We start from the raw sequence: 16,477 nt of genomic DNA on the forward strand, positions 1-16,477 counted from the left end.
CCTGTCCCTGGCCATGGTCGACCTCGTCCTCGACGACTATTTCAAAGCCTGCCTCTGACCGAGTGCCCCGTCGACCAAAGCGTCACGGCGCCGCCAACCGTCGCAGCTCACGGATCTGGCCGACAAAGCCCATGACGCCGATGGTGCGGGCGATATCGGCGAGCATGCCGGCGTCGGCCAGAAGACCGCGCCACAGGCCGCGCTTGACGGACTTGGCGGGGCTGGCGACGCCCGGCCATTGCACGATGGCAATGGGTCGACCGCTGGCGACGAGAAGCTCGTTGAGAAAAACCTCGAAGCCAAAGCGGCGAAGATGATCCAATGCCTCCAGCCGGTCGGCGATCAGCGCCATCGGCAGGACGCGCTCACCGGAGATGTAGTCGATGCCGATTCGTCGCCAAACCCACGGCGCATTGCCGCGCAAGGATACCGAGGCGAAGGCTTTTCCGGCAACGACCGGGGCGATCAGCTGATCGATGACGGCCGGCGTCAACCCAAGGAGGTCGGCGTCGATCAGGACGACATGGCTGGTGCGTATGGTTGTAAGGCCGAGACGCAGCGCCCTTGTCTTGCCGCCATTCGTCGGCACACGCAGCAGTTCGGCACCGTGCTCAAGAGCAACGTCGCCGGTGCCGTCACTCGAACCGTCATCGACGACCAGAACGCGGTCGAAACGCGGATGGCCGACCACCGCGGCGAGGACGCCGGGCAGACGCTTCGCCTCGTTGAAGGCGGGGATGAGACAGGTGAAGCTCGGGCCGGTCATCGGCTCACCCGCCGGCGCTGCAGGTAGACGATGGTGAAAAGGCCAAGACCGAGGGCCAGCATGATCAATGCCGCCTCACCCGACAGCCACTTGCCGATGGTCTCATAGGCGCTGCCGAACAGATAGCCGAGAGCAATGAAGAAGAGACACTTCGGAATGCCGGCCAGGATATTGGCGACGAGAAAATCCGAAAATGGCATGCGTGCAGCGCCGGCGGCCGTCAGGGCGGCAAAGCCGGCGGCGTGGGTCAACTTGGCCGCCACCAGAATGCGGGTGCCATTGCGCCGGAATCCACGCATCAGGCAGTACAGTCGGTGCGGCGACAAGCCCAACCGACCGCGCCAGGCAGGGCTGAGACCGCCGAGTGCCAGGCGGCCGAGGAAATACAGCAGGCTGTCGCCCAGGATGTCGGCCACGACCACGCAAGGAACGACCTGCCAGAGGCTGAGGATCGACAGCTTGGCGAGGTAACCGGCGATGACGGTGACGATCGGCCCCTCCAGCACGGCGAGCGGTGTCAGCACCCACAGGCCGTAGCTCGACATCATCGAGACGAGTTCGGCGTGCTCAATCATGGTCGGCCAGGGCCGGCGTCATGCGCTCATCGGAACTGAGCGGCTCGATGGCATTGCCGCGCCATTCGATGTCGCGTTTCCGGAAGGTCGCCAGCCACAGGACCGGCAACAGCGCGTCCCGGAGCGGCAGAGCCAGAACGTCGCGCCAGGACGATGGCCAACCGGCCCGCCGCATCAGCACATACTCGGCGCCATACCAGATGGCGGCGATGGCCGGCAGCAGAACGATCGACATATCCAGCCGGGCAGCGGCGATCCCCGCCAGGATGAAAGGCACCATCGGCCCGTTGAAGGGTTCGGCGGCGAACAGGAGCGGGAAGCCGTCGCGGCGCACCCGGCTCCAGCGGAGCTGACGATTCCACACGTCGCGAAACGACCGCCGGCCGATCGGCTGGGCGAAGGGCAGCGGCGTCAATCTCACCTTGAGGCCGGCGCCGCGCACCAGCTTGGTGGCGTTGACGTCCTCGGCGAGATAGCGCCCGAGCGCCTCGAGACCACCTGCCTCGTTCAGCATCCTGCGGTTCCAGAACAGCGTCTTGCCCTGGGCGAACCCATTGCCGAGGCTGTCGGAGGCAAACTGCAGACGGGCCTGGTTGCCATTGAGGAAGGCGCATTCCAGCGAGCCGGCCAAACCATCGGGCCGCTCGCCCATCGGTGGTGAGGAAACGAGGCCGGTTTCTTCATCCCATGACGCGACGACGGTGCGAAGATAGTCGGCCGGCAGACGAAGGTTGCTGTCGGCCATGCACACCCAGTCGGCATCGGCAGCCTGCCAGCCGGACCAGAGATTGTTGAGCTTGGGATTGCGGGTCACCCGCCGTTCGCCAACAAGAAGGCGGGCCTGACGATGTGTATGTTCGGCAATCAGTTCACGAAGCAAGGGCACCGACGGATCTTCCTCCGACGGTGCACAGAAGATCACCTCGTAGTCGGGATAATCCTGCGCGAAGGAACTCGCGAGCGTTTCCCTGTCGAAAGCCTCCCGGCCGCAGACCGGTCGAAGCAGGGTCACCCTGGGCATGCCGATCGCGCCTTCCGCCGGCAACCGGCGTCGCAATCGGAAAAGATAGAGGCTTACGGTCAGGAGATGGGCGGCGAGCAAGGCTGCGGCAAGAACGATCACGGCTTCTGTCATGCGTGAACCACCTGGGCTTCAGTGCGGAGACCAGAGCCGAAAACCGACAGGGCCTGGCCGTCGACCAGATGCAGGCGGCCATTGTAGTCCTCGGACAGGCACGTGATGCTTGTAACCCAGTCGCCACAGTTGGCATAGAGGAGACCGTGGCGGTCGTGCAAGCCAGCCATATGATAGTGGCCGCAAATCACCCCGTCGACACCCCGCTGGCGCGCCAGCTCGACCAAGCGGCGCTCGTGCCCCCGGCCGAGATGCAACGCGGCGTTGACCGCGGCGAACGCCCTGTCGACCCGGCCGCCGAACCGCGGCGCGCCCCTCCCCTCGCTTGGCATGACAGCGGCGCAGAGCAGGCGGGCAAGGCTTTCGAGATAGGTGCCGATGCGCGTCAGGAGGTGGCTGCGAATGAAGGCCCGATCCTGACAGTCGCCGTGGACGACCAGATAGCGGCGGCCGTCGGCGGCGACATGCACCATCTCCTCGATGGGATCGACCGGCAGGCGGCGATGGTCGGGCGTGAGTGCGGGAGCCGGATCGTGGTTGCCGATCAGGTAGATCAGCTCGGCGCCCTCGGCATGCCGCCGGCGCAGATGGTCGATCACCGCGTCACAGGCGGCGGCGCGCCCCAGAGAGAACGGGACACCAGCGTCGAGAATATCCCCGACGAGGATGTAGGTGTCGGCCCGGTTCTGATCGAGGAAGCGGAGAACCAGATCGGCCCGCGCGCCGATCGCACCGAGATGCAGGTCGGAAAGAAACAGACTGCGATGGCGACGGACCGGTGCCTTTTTGGGTGCGGGATCGGACAAGGCGCTCTCCTTCAGTTCCTGCATCTTCCCCATGGGCAGAAGATCGACTGATTACCCGCCAAAGAAACTTTGCAGAATGATGACGGTTCCACCGGAATGCACGGTCAGAAACACAATACCTTTGCCAATGCGCAATATTATTCTGCAAATAGGACAGAATACATCGCTCGCTGCCTTATGTTTGTTCGATTATGCTTGAATGCAAGGGGCCCGGCTTTCGTAACCGAGCCGACAGGCGCCAGCGGTGAACACTGGCGCGTTTCCGCAGCGACGGCACGGCTGAGCCAGACGGAATGGTTCGGTGCAGACGGGACAGCTGGGGCTGACGCTCTCAAGAACAAGTCCGCATCTCGGAGCCTAAATGGATCAGTCGGCCCGCTCCATCGAACGCTCTCCGTTTGCCGACCGACCAGTGGGCGATCGGGCTGCGGCGGAGGCGATGCGGTTGAGCAAAGCCACCGCGCCGGCCGGAGAGAAGGCATTGTCGACCACCAGTTGGCCGGTGCCGAACAGGGCGATATCGGCCTGCGGCGGCGCAAGCACGATGGTCAGCTCCCGCGTCGCCAACGGCAGGCCGCGTTGGTAGACCAGCTCGCGAATACCTGACAGCAGGAAGTCGCCGCCGCGCGCCAGGGTCCCGCCCACCACGATCAAGCCTGGATTGAGGATACTGACCACGTCGGCCGTCACCTCGCCGATGACGCGGCCAGCCTTGCGCAGCATCATGATCGCTTCGGGGACTTGTTGCTCGACGAGCGCGATCACGTCACGGGCATTGTCGGCCTTGAAGCCACGCGTTCGCAAATCGCGCGCGATGGCCCAGCCTGCCGCGCGCGCCTCGACGCAACCCAGTTTTCCGCAACGGCAGAGGGGCGCATCGGCCGAATCGAACTGGATGTGGCCGATATCGCCCGAGGCGCCATGGGCACCGCGGAAGATCTTGCCGTCGGCGATGAAGCCGGCGCCGATGCCGGTACCAACCTTGATGAACAGCATGTCGTCGGCTTGCGGAAAGTGCCGGCGGTATTCGTAGAGGGTCATCAGGTTGACGTCGTTGTCGACATAAACGGGCACGCCGAAATGCTCGACCATCGGTCCGATGATGTCGACGTCGTCCCAGCCCCTCATGATCGAAGGCCCGACGACGCGGCCACGCTTGTAATCCACCGGGGCGGGCAGACTTAGCCCTATACCGAGCAGGATACCGTTGCCGCCACCGGCGTCCGACAGCAGGCGGCGGAATCCGTCGGCAATCTTGTCCAGCGTTGCCGCAGGTCCCTCGGCCACCTCGTAGCGCAACGTGCTCTGGGCGATGACCGCCGGCTCCGGCGACATCAGCGCCAAATGAAGGTGCGCCTCGCCGATGTTGGCCACCAGCACATGGCCGGCCCGCCTGTTGACGGCCAACACCCTGGTGGGCCGCCCGCCACTCGGTAGCGTCCGTGCCGCCTCCTCGATGAGATCGGCGGCGATCAACGCATTCAGTCGCTGGGTCACGGTGACCCGTGACAGGCCCGACCGTTCGAGCAGCGCCGAGCGCGATACCGCCTCGCCGGTGGCAATCAGCGAGAAGATGTCGCTGGCGTTGGTCAGCGCGGAGGCGTCGCTGGCGCTGTCTTTGATCGGCATCCCAATACTCCTGCTGGGTCACGTGTAGCCAAGAATCGGGGCCGGATAAAGCGTCGAGGAGCGTCGTCGCTATTACTTATGTATAGAAATATACAAAATGATGTTGACTTTTGACCATACCAAGCCTTTGTTCGGATGAGGAGAGAGCTCTGCCGGCCGGAAGCAATGTGGCCGAGGCCGCTTCCAGTATGGGGCGGACGCAGCAGCGTCGATCAGGGGAGCGGTGCATGACCGGGCGGTATCTCATCGGCCTCGACTTCGGGACGCTGTCAGTACGCGGAGTGCTGATCGACGCCGAGTCGGGCATCGCGATCGATTACCATGCCTCACCCTACCGCCATGGTGTCATGAGCGGGTCTTTGGCGGACGGCACGCCCCTGCCCTCCGGCTTCGCCCTGCAAGACGCCCATGATTACGTCGTTGCCGCCGAGGAGGTGCTCTGTCGCCTGGGGCAGCATCGCCATATCCTGTCGATCGGCATTGATTTCACGGCCTCGTCTCCCCTGCCGGCGACGGCCGACGGCACGCCTCTGTCGGCACTGTTGCCAAACGAGCCCCACGCCTATGTGAAGCTCTGGAAACACGCTGCCGCCCAACGCTACGCCGACGCCATCAACGCCGCGGGCGGCGCCTTTCTCGACAACTTCGGCGGGCGGCTGTCGGGGGAGTGGCTGCTCGCCAAGGCGGCGCAGGTGGCGAGCGAAGCGCCGACGGTCTGGGCGCTGACCGAACGCTTCATCGAGGCCGGCGACTGGATGGTCTCGCAGCTTACCGGATGTGAGGCGCGCAATCTCGGTTTCGCCGCCTACAAGGCGCAATACTCTGCCGCTACCGGCTATCCGGAAGGCATCGTTCCCGGTCTGAACGCCCGCCTTGCTCCGCCACTGAAGGCCGGCAGCCCGGCCGGTGAGCTCAACGCCGAGTGGCGCCGAAAAGCCGGCATCAAGGGGCCGGCAGTGGTGGCCGTGGCAGTGATCGACTCGCATGCAGTCTTGCCCGCGGTCGGCGCGGTCGAGGACGGCATGGCAGCCGGAGCTCTCGGAACATCGGCCGCATATTTGTTTCTAGCCGAGCGTCCGCTCAGCCTGCCTGCCGGTCTCGAAGGCATGGCGCGCGACGGCTCCCTGCCGGGCTTCTGGCTCCACGAGGCAGGACAAGCGGCCTTCGGCGACCTCCTCGCCTGGTTCGTCCGCACCTTCCCGCGCGGCTCAGATCTGGCGGCAAGCTTCGCAGCCTACAACGCCGAGGCGGCGATGCTGGAGCCGGGCGACAGTCATCTCGTCGGTCTCGATTGGTGGAATGGAAATCGCGTCCCCCACGCGGACTCACGGCTTTCGGGACTTCTGATGGGCTTCGGCATGGATACGACGGCCGCTGGCATCTACAGGGCTCTGATGGAGGCGATCTGCTACGGAACGCGGCAGGTCATGGAGCTGGCCGCCGCAGGCAGCCTCGGCACGGGGCGGGTCGTCATGACCTCAGGCCTCGCCGAGACCAACCCGCTCTTGTTGACGATCATGGCGGATGTCCTCGGCAGGGACATCGAGCTGCCGGAGATCGCGCATGCCACGGCGACCGGAGCCGCCATCCATGGCGCCGTCGCCGCGGGCGTGGTCGCCGATTTCCGCGACGGCGCCGCACGCTTCGGCGCGCGCTCGCGGCGGGTCTTCCATCCCGACCCGGACCGGTCCAAGCGCTATCAGCCGCTGTTTTCCATCTACTGCGAGTTGGCAAGCCTCACGCCTGTGCAGGCGGCGATGCGGCGTATCGGACCGCAGAGGCGCGCACCTGACAACGCGCCGAACGCCATCGCCGGCCCATCGCTTGAAGATGGCAAACTGACGGCTACTTTTGGATAAAAATATACAAATATAGATCGTTTATGTTTGACTTCATCCATAATAGGTGTCAAATCGAGGTGGCCTCGGAGGAAGGCCAGGAGCCGACGAGGAACCGGCTCCGAACATAAACCGGGAGGAAACGATGCAGGCTTCTCGTCACGGCAGGTCTCGCCATGCGATCTCGGAGTTCACGGCGGGCTGCGCCGCATTTGCGCTCGTCTTCGGCCTCGCCGGCGCAGCCGGTGTCTCCGGCGCCCAGGCTGCCGACGTTATCGTCGGTCTGGTGACCAAGACCGAGGTCAATCCATTCTTCGTCAAGATGCGTCAGGCGGCCGAGGCCGAGGCAAAGGCCAAGGGGCTGACGCTGATCGCCCGCGCCGGCAAGTTCGACGGCGACAATGAGGGTCAGGTCGCAGCCATCGAAGACCTGATCTCGGCCGGCGCCAAGGGCATTCTGGTGACGCCCAACAACTCCTCCGGCATGCTCGGCGTCATCAAGAAGGCACGCGACGCCGGCGTGCTGGTGATTGCGCTGGATACGGCCACCGATCCGGCCGACGCGGTCGATGCCACCTTCGCCACCGACAACTTCCAGGCCGGCGTGCAGCAGGGCGCCTATGCCAAGGCGGCGCTCGGCGACAAGACGCCGGTGATTGCCATGCTCGACGGCACGCCCGGTGGCACGGTGGACACCTTCCGCCACGACGGCTTCCTGAAGGGCTTCGGCATTGCCGAAGGCGATCCGGCCATTGCCGGCGCCGCCATCACCAACGGCGCCCAGGACAAGGGCCAGATCGGGATGGAAAACCTTCTGTCCAAGAACGGCGACATCAACGTCGTCTATACCATCAACGAACCGGCGGCGGCCGGCGGCTACCAGGCCCTGAAGTCCTTCGGCAAGGAAAAGGACGTGATCCTGACCTCGATCGATGGCGGCTGCGCCGGCGTGCGCAATGTCCAGGCGGGGGTCATCGCGGCAACCGTGATGCAGTTCCCCTACAAGATGGCGTCGATGGGCGTCGACGCGGTGGCCGAATATGCCGCGTCGGGCAAGAAGCCGTCCGGTTTCGTCAACACCGGCTCCTATCTGATCACCGACAAGCCGATGCCGGGGCTCGAGTCCAAGGACAGCGCATGGGGCCTCGAGAACTGCTGGGGTGACTGACCTCCTCCCAGTCCCGATGGTGCGCATTCGGCAGCGAAGGCGCGCCATCGGGTGCCGGCAGGCGTCTGGCGTCGCCGTTCTTCGGCTTCCCCCTGAGCCGACCGGCTGATGCCTTCACGGACCGGCGGGCTGACAGCGTCCGCCGGTCCGCTTTCACGATACGTCAGTTGCGAGGTCCCCATGAGCAGCGCAACCCCGTCAGCCCCCGAGGCCAGCGCCGGATTGCTTTCGCGCGTCAAGACCATACCCTCGGTGGGACCGGTCCTGGTTCTCCTGGCGTTTTGCCTGGTGTTCGCCGTCACCAACCCGCGCTTTCTTGCCCCACACAATCTGTCGATCATCCTGCAGCAGACCATCGTGGTAGGTACCCTGGCCATCGGCCAGACACTGGTGATCCTCACCGCCGGCATCGATCTCGCCGTCGGCGCCATCTGCGTGCTCGGAACCATCGTCGCCGGAAAACTCGTCAATCTCGGCTACGATCCGATGCTGTCTATGCTGTTCGCAGTGGTCCTCTGCACCCTCTCGGGGCTTGTCGCGGGAACGCTGGTGAGCCGGCTCGACCTGCCACCGTTCATCGTGACTCTTGGCACACTCGGCATTCTGACGGCCGCCTTACGCCTCATCTCGCAGGGCGGTGCCTTTCCAGTGCAGGACAGCTTTCTCGGCCTGACCGGGAACACCTTCCGGGTCGGAAGCTTCGTTCTCACCTATGGCGTGCTGGCCATGCTGCTGCTTTACGCGGCGGCCTGGTATCTTCTCAACGAGACGCGCTGGGGGCGACATGTCTACGCCATCGGCAACAACCCCGAGGCAGCACGACTGGTCGGCATTCCGGTTCGGCGACACCTCCTGCAGGTCTATGCGCTGGCCGGACTCATCTACGGCATCACCGCCTGGCTCGCCCTCGGCCGCATTCCCAACGCCGATCCCAACGCCCTACAGACCGCCAATCTCGATTCCATCACCGCCGTGGTGATCGGCGGTACCAGCCTGTTCGGCGGGCGCGGCGGCCTTGTGGGAACCTTGATCGGCGCCCTGATCGTCGGCGTTCTTCGCAACGGCCTGACGCTGGCCGGCATCGACCCGCTCTGGCAGGACCTCGTCACCGGCATCCTGGTGATCCTGGCCGTGGCCTTCGACCAGCTTTCCCGCAGGAGGCGCTGATGTCCGTGCTCGCCGCACCGGAGGCCAAGGCCGCCCCCGTTCGCAACGTGCTCGAGGCACGCGGCATCGTGAAAAGCTATGGCCATGTCGTCGCCCTCGATGGCGTCGATTTCGAGCTGCGCGCCGGTGAAATCCTGGCCGTCGTCGGCGACAACGGCGCCGGCAAGTCGACGCTGATCAAGACGCTGACCGGCGCCGTCGTGCCCGACAGCGGCGAGATCCTGCTCGACGGAGAGCCTGTGCACTTCAAGGGACCGCTCGATGCCCGCCACCGCGGCATCGAGACGGTCTACCAGGATCTCGCCGTGGCCCCAGCCCTCGACATCCCAAGCAACCTCTTTCTGGGACGCGAGTTGCTATCGCCAGGCCTCCTTGGCAGCCTCTTCCGCCGGCTCGACAAGCGCCGCATGCGCGACGAGGCGGAACGCGCCATGGCCGAGCTGAAGTTCCGCCTGCCGTCGATCGCCAGCCGCGTCGAGAACCTGTCGGGCGGGCAGCGTCAGGGCGTCGCCGTGGCGCGGGCGGCGGTCTTTGCCCGCAAACTGGTGATCATGGATGAACCCACCGCAGCCCTCGGTGTGCGGGAGACCGGCCAAGTGCTGGAGCTGATCCGAACGATCCGCGACCGGGGCCTGCCGGTGGTGCTGATCAGCCACAACATGCCGAATGTCTTCGACCTTGCCGACCGCATCTTCATCATGCGCCTCGGGCGGCGGGCGGCGGTCGTGTCGCCGAAGTCCCACAGCATGGCCGACGTCGTCGCCATCATGACCGGCGCCGTCAAGGCCGACGGCGGATGATGGCCGGGTCAGCCGGCATCCGCCTCGCCGTCGTCGGGCGCGACGATGAGCAGCGTGCCGGCGGCCTCAAGCGCCGCCTGGATATCGGACGGCGGCGGCGTGTCCGTAACCAGCGCGAAGACCCGCTCGAGCGAAGCCACCTTGGCGAAGGCATGACGACCGAACTTGCGACTGTCGGCCAGGACGATGGTCCGCCGCGCCGCCTCGATCATCGCCGCCATCATGGTGGCCTCGGACAGGTGGCTGGTCCAGAAGCCGGTGGCGTCGACGCCACCAACGCCGATGACGGCCGTGTCGGCGGCAATGGCTCCGGTGCCGACGAAGCCGACCGGACCGACCGTCACCTGGGCGCCGGTGCGGATTTCGCCCCCGAGCAGATAGAGGTTCAGGATGGCGGCCGGCGGCACGACCGGCGGCAATCCGAGATTGTTGGTGACGATGGTCAGGCGCCGACGCATCTCCAGCGCTGCGGCAAAAGCGAGCGTGGTGGTACCGCCATTGACCAGCAGCGTCTCGCCATCGGCGATCAGCTCCGCCGCCGCCTGCCCGATGCGTGTTTTTGCCGCATGATGCGACTTCATGCGGAGATCGAAGGGCGTATCGGCGGTAGCCATGCTGGACGAAGGAAGCGCACCGCCATGGATCCGGCTGACCAGACCCTGCTCGGCCAGGATGTCGAGATCGCGCCGGATGGTATCGAGCGACACGTCGAAACGCGCGCTCATATCCGTCACGGTGATCTGCCCCAACTGTTGGGCAAGACGGAGAATATCGGCCCGCCGTCGCGCCGGCAGCGTCGCGTCCGAGCCCGCCTTTTCCACGTCTTCCGTCATCATCGCCGCCTGGACCGCTGTTGCACATATTCAGATTTGATCGAACCCTAGCATACCGCATTTGACGTCACAAAGTGGCACAAAGACGCATAATGACGCAAAATATCGTGCTGTTTTATGCTTGACAGTTCCGCTTTATGCGGCTTTTATCGGCCAGCTCATGAGAGAAGTTTCGCCAATCGGACGAAACCCCGGAGCACAAGGGAGTGAAACGCATGACTGACAAAGACGATCATGTCGGCAAGCCCATGGGTGTCGGGCGCCGTCAATTCCTGAAAGTGGCTGGTCTCACCACCGGCGGCGTGCTGGCCGCACCGGCGATCCTGAAGCTCACGTCGGTCGCCTCCGCGGCGGACCGCACCAACATCACCTTCGCCAGCGCGAAGTTCTTCGGCAAGCGCACCGTCGCCGAGATGGTGGATGTGTTCAACCAGTCCCAGAGCCGCATCCTCGTCCGCTACGACGAGCTGCCGCCGCCGAGTTCCTCGACGGAAGTCCATCAGGGCTTGGTGCAGCGCCTCGCCAAGAAGGACGGCTCGCCCGACGTCTTCACGCAGGACGTCGTCTGGATCGCCGAATTCGCTGGCGCCGGCTGGGCTCTGCCGCTCGACGAGTATGTGAGCGCCGACGAGGCGGGAGCCTATTTCCCCGGCGTGCTGGCGGCCTGCAAATGGCAAGGCAAGCTGACCGCCCTGCCCTGGTATGTCGACAGCGGCATGCTCTACTACCGAAAAGATCTCGTCTCCAAGGCGCCGGAAACCTGGGACGAGCTGGTCGCCGCCGCGACGGACCTCATGAAGGCAGGCAAGGCCAAGATCGGCTTCTCCTGGCAGGCCAAGCAGGCCGAGGTGCTGATCTGCGATCTCGTGGAGTTCGTGACCTCCAACGGCGGCAGCATCCTCGGCGACGACGGCAAGACCGTTCACATCGCCGACGACGCGGCGATCGAGGCCGTGCAGTTCATGTATGACACCATCGAGAAGTACAAGATCAGCCCGCCGGACGTCCGGAGCTGGGACGAGGAGCCCTCGCGCACGCCGTTCACCGGCGGCGACGTCGCCTTCCTGCGCAACTGGTCCTACGTTTACTCCATCTGCCAGGACAAGGCGGCCTCCTCGGTGGTCGACAAGGTCGGCGTCGTGCCGCTGCCGCATTTTGCCAACGGCAAGAGCGCTGCCTGCCTCGGCGGCTACCAGTATGGCGTCAATGCCTCGACCAAGAACCGGGACGCGTCCGTCGAGTTCCTGAAATGGCTGTCGAGCCCGGAGACGCAGCTGCTGTTCGCCACCGAACTCGGTCTCGCTCCGAGTCGGCCGGCCGTGTTCGACAGCGCCGAACTCGGCAAGGCGCAGCCGTTCATGCAGACGCTGAAGCCGGTGTTCGTCGGCGCCACGGCGCGTCCGGTCACGCCGAAATACTCTCAGGTCTCCCTGGCGCTGCAGTCGGCCGTTTCCAAGGCCGTCACCAACGGCAACGTCGCCGACGCGCTCAAGGACGCCAAGGCCAAGCTTGAGGGCATCGTCGGCGCATGACCACGCTTCCGTCAGCCGGCCTCACGGCCGGCAACCGACGGAGCAAACGACTGACGCAGAGGAGCCGTGCCGAACGGTGGGCGCCTCTGCTCTTTCTCCTGCCCGCGGTCCTCACCCTCATCACCGTCTCCGTCTATCCCGTTCTCGACGGCATGCGCCTTTCCTTGCGCAACACCATGCTGTCGACCCAGGAAGACGACTTCGTCGGCCTCGCCAACTATGTCCGGCTCACCGGCGATCCGCAATTCTGGTCGGCCTGGCAGCACACCATGCTGTTTACCGCCGCATCGACGCTGCTCGAGACGGTGATCGGCATGGCCATGGCGCTGGTTCTCTACGAGACCTTCAAGGGCCGGGGCTGGGTGAGGGCCGCGATGCTGGTTCCCTGGGCCATTCCCACCGTCGTGACCTCCAAGATGTTCGGCTGGCTGTTCGACGGCCAGCACGGCGTGGTCAACTGGTTGCTGAGGCAAGCCGGCCTGATCGACGGCTACGTCAACTGGTATGGCGACAGCCAGACCGCGCTTCTCACCATCATCATCGCCGACGTCTGGAAGACGACGTCCTTCATGGCGCTGTTGCTGCTGGCCGGTCTGCAAACGGTGCCGCATTCGCTGGTCGAGGCCGCACGGATCGACGGCGCGGGTTCCTGGCAGTGCTTCTGGTCGATCCGGCTGCCGCTGTTGTTCACGACGCTGCTGATCGCCGGCATGTTCCGCGCCCTCGACGCCTTCCGCATCTTCGACCTCGTCTACGTGCTGACGGGCGGCGGGCCGGCCGACTCCACCGAGGTTCTGTCGACCCTGTCCTACAAGGTCCTCTTCTCGGGGCTCGACTTCGGCTACGGCAGCGCGCTCTCGGCGGCCATGTTCATCACCGAGGCGATCATCGCGCTGGGCTTCGGTCTTTTCATCGTTCGCCGCATGCGGCGCGACAACGGCTGAGGAGGAAACCATGCTGTCTTCCTGGCGCACCCAGCTCCTGATCACCCGGATCGCGCTCTACGTGGCCTCGGCCCTGATCGTCGTCTGGTCGGTGGCGCCCTTCCTGTGGCAGGTGTCGACGTCCTTCCAGGAGGATCGACTACTGTCGGCGCCAACACCGAGTTTCCTGCCCTGGCCGGGCACCCTCGACCATTTCCGCAACATCTTCGTCGAGAAAGAGTTCCACCTCTACATAGTCAACTCGGCCATCGTGGCGGGATTGACCACGCTGTTCTGTCTCGCCATCGGCGGAGCCGCCGCCTTCGCTCTGGCCCGTCTGCGCGTCTACTACCGCTTCGGCATCCTGGCGCTGATCCTGTCGGTGTCGATGTTCCCGCAGATCGCCATCGTCGCGCCGCTCTATCTCGCCGCGTCGGCGCTCGGGCTGATGAACACCTACACCATCCTCGTCATCATCTACCTGTCGCTCGGCCTGCCGCTGGTGATCTGGGTGCTGTTCGGCTACTTCCAGACCATTCCGCGAGAGATCGACGAGGCCGCCATCATCGACGGCGCCGGGCCGTTGCGCCTGATGATCTCGGTCATCCTGCCGATGTCGCTGCCCGGCTTCGTCACCACCGGCCTCCTCGCCTTCATCATGGCCTGGAACGAGTTCATGTTCGCGCTCGCCTTCACCTCGGGCGTCGATCGCCAAACCATTCCCGTCGGCATCGCCAACTTCACCAACCTCTACTACGTCCCCTGGGGCGACCTCGCCGCCGCCTCCGTGGTGGTGACGCTGCCGCTGGTCCTGCTGGTGCTCGGCTTCCAGCGCTGGATCATCCAGGGGCTGACGCAGGGCGCGGTCAAGGAATGATCGCCATGAGCATCCCCCATGCCAAACCCACGGCGTCGATCGATTGGGCCCGCGCCTATGACCGGCTCGTTGACGGGATACCGGCTGTCGTTGCGGACGCGACAAGGCTGGTCACCGGCTTTGCCGTCTGCCTCGATCGGCGGATCGACCTGCACGCCGTCGCACCAATCCTCGCCGATCGCCCGGAAGTCGGCGCCCAGCGCCTGTTCGCCGAGTTGATGGCCCGCGCCAAGGCCGGTCGCGGCGGTGAAATGCTGGTAGGCGACTGGCCCGGCGGGCCATCCTTCTTCGATCCGCATACCTTGCCGGGCGGCACGGCGATCGGCGGCACGTCGGCCCAGGCGGCCTGGACGCTGGCGGCGATCGGAGCGCCCTCCCTGCTCGCTCTCGGCGAGGTCGGGCCGGAGGAGCTCGCCGCGCTGCACGCCGGCATCGGATTGGCCGAAAGCGAGACGACGGTCGGCTCGCCGCGCCGCCGCTGGCCGGCGCTTTGCGACAAGCCGGCGCACTACATCGTCGAGTATACCGCCGGCCACCCCCTGCCCGGCTTCGTTGCCGAACGGTCGACCCGCATCATCGTCCGTTTCGCCGACGAAGCCCTGCATGAAGACGCCCTGTTCGACCGTTGGGTCGCGGCGAATGGACATCAGTTGCGCGCCGGTCTGCTGTCATCTCCGAATACCATTCCGCTTGCCGAGCTGCCGGTCGCCCTTGCGCGCCTGTCAGGGGCGGCACGGGCCTGGCGCAGGTCCGGCTTGTCGGTCGTCCACCTCGAACTCGGCGCCTATCCCTGGCCCGGAACGCTCGATGCGACGCTGGAAAGCCTGGCGCCCGAGGTCACGTCGATCGGTCTCAATCAGAACGAGCTGCGCGGCCTGGTGCCGGGCGATGATCCGGTCGAGCAGGCGGACGCGCTGTCGCGGTGGCTCGGCGTCGATCGCCTGGTCGTTCACGCCGACGGTTGGGCGCTTGCCGTCACCCGCGGCGACGCAAGGGTGGAGATGGACGCGCTCGCCATGGGCTGCCTGCTCGCCGCCTCGCGTGCCGAGGCCGGCCAGCCGTCGTCGCGACCACGTATCCCGCATGGAGCGCGCTTCGATCCGCCGCCTGCTCCGCCGGTGTCGCGGCTGCCGGATGGTCGCCAGATCGTCTGCGTCGCCGCTCCCTATCTCGAACGCCCCGCCTCGACCGTCGGCCTCGGCGACAGTTTTACCGCCGGCTGCCTCCTCATTCATTCCATCGTCGATCACCAGCCCGTTCTCGGCTTGGCCGATTTGGCCGCGCCGGCTGGCTCCGAAACAGACTTACGGAGACCGTAATGGCACCCGTTTCCCTCAGGTCCGTCACCAAGGCCTATGGCTCATTCGAGGTGATCCACGGCATCGATCTGGAGATCGAGGACGGTGCCTTCGTCGTCCTGGTCGGCCCGTCGGGCTGCGGCAAGTCGACGCTGCTCCGAATGATCGCCGGCCTTGAAACGATCAGTGGCGGTGAGGTGGTCATCGACGGCGAGGTGATGAACGATGTGCCGCCCAAGCACCGCGACATTGCCATGGTGTTCCAGAACTACGCGCTTTACCCGCATATGACGGTGGCGCAGAACATGGGCTTCTCGCTACGCCTCACCAAGGTGCCCCAGGCGGAAGCGGCGGAAAAGATCAGGGCCAGCGCCGACATCCTCGGCCTCACCGACCTGCTCGACCGCTATCCCCGCCAGCTGTCCGGCGGTCAGCGCCAGCGCGTCGCCATGGGCCGGGCGATCGTCCGCAACCCCAAGGTCTTCCTGTTCGATGAGCCGCTCAGCAACCTCGACGCTGCCCTGCGCATGCAGATGCGCGTCGAGATCGCCGAACTGCACCAGAAGCTCGGTACCACCATGATCTACGTGACGCACGATCAGGTGGAGGCGATGACGCTCGCCACCAAGATCGCCGTCGTCAACAAGGGCAGGCTCGAACAGGTGGCGCCGCCGGTTCGTCTCTATGAGCGGCCGCAGAACCTCTTCGTCGCCCGGTTCATCGGCGCACCGCAAATGAACATTCTGCCCGCCCGCCTTGCCGGCGCCGCTGAGGCGCGCCTTGGCGATGGAAGCGTGATCGCCCTGCGGCGATCGATGCCGCTTGGCGAAGGGAGCGGCGTGAGCGTCGGCATCCGCCCCGAAGCCCTGCTGCTTTCAGAAGACGGACCGCTCGGTGGCCGCGTCACCCTCGCCGAGCATCTCGGCGGCCTGACGCTCGTCCATATCGCCCTCACCGACGGAACGCCGGTGGTTCTACAGGCGGTCGGAGCTCCCACCGTCGCAGTGGGCGACCTCGTCCGCCTGCGCATCGATCCGGCTGGATTGCATCTGTTCGATCCAGAGGGGCGCCGCATCTCCACCCCCGGCGAAAGCTGACCTTCCCGCAACGCCGCCACGAAAGCCGGCGGC

Annotated in this window: 15 protein-coding genes; 9 read left to right on the plus strand and 6 right to left on the minus strand. The window is 65.5% G+C overall.

Annotated elements, in window-relative coordinates; translation table 11 throughout:
* Positions 1-82: 82 nt before the first annotated feature.
* The 5 genes from CXZ10_RS17720 to CXZ10_RS17740 all read right to left on the minus strand — a co-directional run bounded on the left by CXZ10_RS17720 (position 83) and on the right by CXZ10_RS17740 (position 4,911).
* Complete coding sequence (locus tag CXZ10_RS17720) at positions 83-766, minus strand: glycosyltransferase family 2 protein (protein ID WP_101290703.1); 684 nt, start codon at positions 764-766, stop codon at positions 83-85.
* Complete coding sequence (locus CXZ10_RS17725) at positions 763-1,341, minus strand: DedA family protein (RefSeq protein WP_101290704.1); 579 nt, start codon at positions 1,339-1,341, stop codon at positions 763-765. The genes CXZ10_RS17720 and CXZ10_RS17725 overlap by 4 nt, the downstream gene beginning before the upstream one ends.
* Positions 1,334-2,476: a ceramide glucosyltransferase gene (locus CXZ10_RS17730; protein ID WP_101290705.1), complete on the minus strand. Its 1,143-nt coding sequence runs from the start codon at positions 2,474-2,476 to the stop codon at positions 1,334-1,336. Before CXZ10_RS17730 ends, CXZ10_RS17725 begins: the two co-directional genes overlap by 8 nt.
* Positions 2,473-3,282 carry a UDP-2,3-diacylglucosamine diphosphatase gene (locus CXZ10_RS17735; RefSeq protein ID WP_210199960.1) on the minus strand — a complete coding sequence of 270 codons (810 nt, stop codon included), beginning with the start codon at positions 3,280-3,282 and terminating at the stop codon, positions 2,473-2,475. The genes CXZ10_RS17730 and CXZ10_RS17735 overlap by 4 nt, the downstream gene beginning before the upstream one ends.
* 366 nt (positions 3,283-3,648) lie before the next feature.
* Positions 3,649-4,911 carry an ROK family transcriptional regulator gene (locus CXZ10_RS17740; RefSeq protein WP_101290707.1) on the minus strand — a complete coding sequence of 421 codons (1,263 nt, stop codon included), beginning with the start codon at positions 4,909-4,911 and terminating at the stop codon, positions 3,649-3,651.
* A gap of 227 nt (positions 4,912-5,138) precedes the next feature.
* Here CXZ10_RS17740 and CXZ10_RS17745 point away from each other — a divergent pair, with 227 nt between their 5' ends.
* From CXZ10_RS17745 to CXZ10_RS17760, 4 genes are all read left to right on the plus strand, one after another.
* Positions 5,139-6,770, plus strand: coding sequence for an FGGY-family carbohydrate kinase (locus CXZ10_RS17745; RefSeq protein ID WP_101290708.1), 1,632 nt, complete (start codon positions 5,139-5,141; stop codon positions 6,768-6,770).
* A 124-nt stretch (positions 6,771-6,894) separates the two neighbouring features.
* Positions 6,895-7,917: a substrate-binding domain-containing protein gene (locus CXZ10_RS17750; protein ID WP_101290709.1), complete on the plus strand. Its 1,023-nt coding sequence runs from the start codon at positions 6,895-6,897 to the stop codon at positions 7,915-7,917.
* A gap of 180 nt (positions 7,918-8,097) precedes the next feature.
* Positions 8,098-9,084 (plus strand): ABC transporter permease, encoded by a 987-nt coding sequence (locus CXZ10_RS17755; RefSeq protein ID WP_101290710.1) that lies wholly within the window; start codon positions 8,098-8,100, stop codon positions 9,082-9,084.
* A complete protein-coding gene (locus CXZ10_RS17760) occupies positions 9,084-9,884 on the plus strand; it encodes an ATP-binding cassette domain-containing protein (protein WP_101290711.1) in 801 nt (266 codons plus the stop codon). Before CXZ10_RS17755 ends, CXZ10_RS17760 begins: the two co-directional genes overlap by 1 nt.
* Before the next feature lie 8 nt (positions 9,885-9,892).
* Here the strand turns inward: CXZ10_RS17760 and CXZ10_RS17765 are convergent, their stop codons facing one another.
* Positions 9,893-10,717, minus strand: coding sequence for a DeoR/GlpR family DNA-binding transcription regulator (locus CXZ10_RS17765; RefSeq protein WP_180336064.1), 825 nt, complete (start codon positions 10,715-10,717; stop codon positions 9,893-9,895).
* Between the two features lie 215 nt (positions 10,718-10,932).
* On the opposite strand from CXZ10_RS17765, the gene CXZ10_RS17770 reads away from it, so the two are divergent.
* Genes CXZ10_RS17770 through CXZ10_RS17790 form a run of 5 tightly spaced genes read left to right on the plus strand, consistent with a single transcriptional unit; the run spans position 10,933 to position 16,444 of the window.
* A complete protein-coding gene (locus CXZ10_RS17770) occupies positions 10,933-12,249 on the plus strand; it encodes an ABC transporter substrate-binding protein (RefSeq protein ID WP_101290713.1) in 1,317 nt (438 codons plus the stop codon).
* Positions 12,246-13,193 carry a carbohydrate ABC transporter permease gene (locus CXZ10_RS17775; protein WP_101290714.1) on the plus strand — a complete coding sequence of 316 codons (948 nt, stop codon included), beginning with the start codon at positions 12,246-12,248 and terminating at the stop codon, positions 13,191-13,193. Before CXZ10_RS17770 ends, CXZ10_RS17775 begins: the two co-directional genes overlap by 4 nt.
* Before the next feature lie 10 nt (positions 13,194-13,203).
* Entirely contained in the window at positions 13,204-14,049 is an 846-nt protein-coding gene (locus CXZ10_RS17780; protein WP_101290715.1) for a carbohydrate ABC transporter permease, read from the plus strand.
* 5 nt (positions 14,050-14,054) lie between these two features.
* Entirely contained in the window at positions 14,055-15,368 is a 1,314-nt protein-coding gene (locus tag CXZ10_RS17785; RefSeq protein ID WP_143741561.1) for an ADP-dependent glucokinase/phosphofructokinase, read from the plus strand.
* Positions 15,368-16,444: an ABC transporter ATP-binding protein gene (locus CXZ10_RS17790; protein WP_101290717.1), complete on the plus strand. Its 1,077-nt coding sequence runs from the start codon at positions 15,368-15,370 to the stop codon at positions 16,442-16,444. The genes CXZ10_RS17785 and CXZ10_RS17790 overlap by 1 nt, the downstream gene beginning before the upstream one ends.
* The last annotated feature ends 33 nt before the right edge of the window (positions 16,445-16,477 follow it).

Source organism: Pleomorphomonas diazotrophica (assembly GCF_002844595.1).
Taxonomy (GTDB): Bacteria; Pseudomonadota; Alphaproteobacteria; order Rhizobiales; family Pleomorphomonadaceae; genus Pleomorphomonas; species Pleomorphomonas diazotrophica.